Origin of the sequence: Nocardia sp. NPDC002869, assembly GCF_046764065.1 — a bacterium.
In the GTDB taxonomy this organism is placed as follows: Bacteria; Actinomycetota; Actinomycetes; order Mycobacteriales; family Mycobacteriaceae; genus Nocardia; species Nocardia rhamnosiphila.
The window spans coordinates 1-2,916 of record NZ_JBKOOL010000298.1 but is presented as its reverse complement, the minus strand read 5'-3'; the positions used below and the strand labels follow the sequence as shown (position 1 = coordinate 2,916).

Sequence of the window (2,916 nt, the reverse complement as noted above, 5' to 3'; positions counted from 1 at the left end):
GTCCTACCACCCACCACAAAGGGTCGAGACCCAGGGGGCCTCAACCCCGCGCGCCGGAGGCGCGCCAAAAAACACAGCACCTTCACGAGCGAGCCCACATGTCCTGCCTCGGCAGAGCGTGCCCGCACCGGATTCCGAATGTGGGCCCCCGCGCACGGCTACGCCGACAAGCCCTGCCCGGACAATAGGCCCCCCTCATAGGAGGCGGGCGCTCGGACGGCCGCGAATGGAACCCGTCAGCTCACTCGCACAGCGGCGACGAACCGTGGCTTCCCGGCCAGGTCCGGATGCTCGATGATCCCGGTGAATCGCCCGTCCGCCGCCAGTAGGCGCGCGAGTTCCCCGCCGTTGCTGTCGTCGTGCTCGATCGCCGCTCCCCCACCGGGCCGGAGCAGACGGCCGATGAGCGGCACCAGGGGGCGGATCACATCCAGGCCGTCGGGGCCGCCGAAGAGGGCGCGGTGCGGGTCGTGGCGGGCCACCTCGGGGGACAGTTCGGCGCCGTCGGGGATATAGGGCGGGTTGGCGACGACGAGATCGACGTAACCGTCGAGTTCGGTGAGTAGATGCGGGTCGGTCACGTCGTCGTGGTGCAGGGTGATGGGGGTATCGCCGTCGGCGGCGCACTGGTCGGCATTGCGGCGGGCCCAGCCCAGTGCGCCGGGATCCAATTCCACCGCGTGCACATCGGCATCGGGCCGGGCGTGCGCCACCGCGAGAGCGAGCGCGCCCGAACCCGTGCACAGGTCCACCACCACCGGCGTGTGATCGTGGCGGACCGCCTCCAGGTGGGCGAGCGCCCAGGCGAACAACAACTCGGTCTCCGGGCGGGGCACGAAAACGCCGGGACCCACCGCGAGGTCGATCTCACCCATATACGAGCGCCCGGTCAGATGCTGCAGCGGCACCCGCTCGGCCCGGCGCGCCACCAGCGCCCGATAGTCGGCGAGCTGCTCCGCCCCGATCAGCGGGTTCAGCAGGAGCCGGGAGCGCTCCACACCCAGCACATGCGCTGCCAGCTGCTCGGCGTCGACGCGTGGGCTGGGCACTCCGGCCGCACCGAGAACTTCCGTCGCTTCGGCGAGCACAGAACGGAGTTGAACGCGGGTCACCGTGACATTCTGGCGGGTCGGCGGGCGCGGGGTCGAGGACGGGCCGATTTGTGAAGGTCAGGCGCGCTCGTGACGTGGGGTTGGGAATTCACGCCGATAAACACAGCTACTCGGCCATGCGGGCGGCGCGGTCGGCGGTGGCCAGGGCGTCCAGGAGGGCGTCCATTTCGCCGTTGAGGACCGCGTCGAGGTTGTGTGCCTTGTAGCCGATGCGGTGGTCGGCGATGCGGTTCTCCGGGAAGTTGTAGGTGCGGATGCGTTCGGAGCGGTCGACCGTGCGGATCTGTCCGGCCCGGCCTTCCGCGGCTTCCTGTTCGGCCTGTTCTTCGGCCAGGGCCTGCAGGCGGGCGGCCAGGACCTGCATGGCGCGGGCCTTGTTCTGCAGCTGCGAACGTTCGTTCTGGCAGGTGACGACGATCCCGGAGGGCAGGTGGGTGATGCGGACCGCCGAGTCGGTGGTGTTGACGCCCTGGCCACCCTTGCCGGAGGAGCGGTAGACGTCGATGCGCAGATCGCTCTCGTCGATCTGTACTTCTTCGACCTCGTCGGGTTCGGGGTAGATGAGGATGCCGGCGGCCGAGGTGTGGACACGGCCCTGCGATTCGGTGACCGGCACCCGCTGCACCCGGTGCACGCCGCCTTCGAACTTGAACCGCGACCACACACCGTCGCGGGCGGCGTCGCGGCTCTTGATGGACAGTGTCGCTTCTTTGTAACCACCGAGGTCGGACACGGCCGCATCGAGGATTTCGACCTTCCAGCCGCGGCGTTCCGCGTACCGGACGTACATCCGGGCCAGGTCGGCGGCGAACAGTGCCGATTCTTCGCCGCCTTCACCGGATTTCACCTCCAGCACCACATCGTCGCCGTCGTGCGGGTCGCGGGGGGCGAGTAGATCGGCGAGTTGTTTCTCGAGTTCTTCGAGCTGTTCCTCGAGGCCGGGGACCTCGGCGGCGAATGCCGCATCGTCGGCGGCCAGTTCCCGGGCGGCTTCGAGGTCGTCGCGGGTGGCGGAGAGTTTCTTGTAGGTGGTCATCACCGGGGCCAGTTCGGCGAACCGCTTCCCGACCCGTCGCGCGGCGTCCGGGTCGTTGTGCAGGGCCGGGTCCGCCAGCTGGGTTTCCAGTCCGGCGTATTCGGCCAGCACATCGTCGATCGCGGACGGTGCGGTTTTCTCGGCCATGAACGTGGCTCCTACTCGAAAGGACGACGCGGGGAGGGTGGGCAGAAAAACACCAACGCCCGGCCTGCGACTGGGCAGGACCGGGCGTTGGCGAGAAAGCTACTCGGCGTCGGCTTCCTTCTTGGCACGCTTGCCGTAGCGGGCCTCGAAGCGGGCCACGCGACCACCGGTGTCCAGGATCTTCTGCTTGCCGGTGTAGAACGGGTGGCACTGCGAGCAGACCTCGACGGTGATCTGTCCCGATTCCTTGGTGGAGCGGGTCTGGAAGGTATTACCGCAACCGCAGACCACCGTGGTGTCGACGTAGGTCGGGTGAATTCCTGCCTTCATGGGTGTCCTCTCGATATTGGTCGCCGGGTCGCTCGGGCCTCTACCTCGAACGTGAACCGGAACCGACTTCAGGCGGGATTGTCTGCGCGAATCGCAGACGCACGGCGGCCAAGTATGCCAGAACCACCGATGCCTGCTGCAACGCCCCCGCCCCGGGATTTGTTCCGCACGCTCGCGGTGTCCCGCCCTGCGCCCCCCCGGAAACCACCCGGCCACGCCCCCGGAAAACACGAGCGGGGGGACCGTGGGGGGAGGTCGGCCCCCGCCGGGGCCAATTAAGCGGGGGCGGGA

Annotated in this window: 3 protein-coding genes; all 3 read right to left on the bottom strand. The window is 68.6% G+C overall.

All coding sequences use genetic code 11. The features are described from left to right. Positions 1-236 precede the first annotated feature (236 nt). The 3 genes from prmC to rpmE all read right to left on the bottom strand — a co-directional run bounded on the left by prmC (position 237) and on the right by rpmE (position 2,625). Complete coding sequence (gene prmC, locus ACLML9_RS28340; RefSeq protein ID WP_411948364.1) at positions 237-1,112, bottom strand: peptide chain release factor N(5)-glutamine methyltransferase; 876 nt, start codon at positions 1,110-1,112, stop codon at positions 237-239. A 106-nt stretch (positions 1,113-1,218) separates the two neighbouring features. Beyond that, on the bottom strand, positions 1,219-2,295 hold the full coding sequence (gene prfA, locus ACLML9_RS28335) for a peptide chain release factor 1 (RefSeq protein ID WP_411948363.1): 1,077 nt from the start codon (positions 2,293-2,295) through the stop codon (positions 1,219-1,221). A gap of 99 nt (positions 2,296-2,394) precedes the next feature. Continuing rightward, positions 2,395-2,625, bottom strand: a complete 231-nt coding sequence (gene rpmE, locus ACLML9_RS28330) for a 50S ribosomal protein L31 (protein WP_411948362.1) — start codon at positions 2,623-2,625, stop codon at positions 2,395-2,397. Positions 2,626-2,916 lie beyond the last annotated feature (291 nt).

What these genes read in the sequence shown, in the direction of transcription:
- prfA (WP_411948363.1), bottom strand. Translation starts at nt 2,295, where the DNA reads ATGGCCGAGAAAACCGCACCGTCCGCGATCGACGATGTGCTGGCCGAA.
- rpmE (WP_411948362.1), bottom strand. Translation starts at nt 2,625, where the DNA reads ATGAAGGCAGGAATTCACCCGACCTACGTCGACACCACGGTGGTCTGC.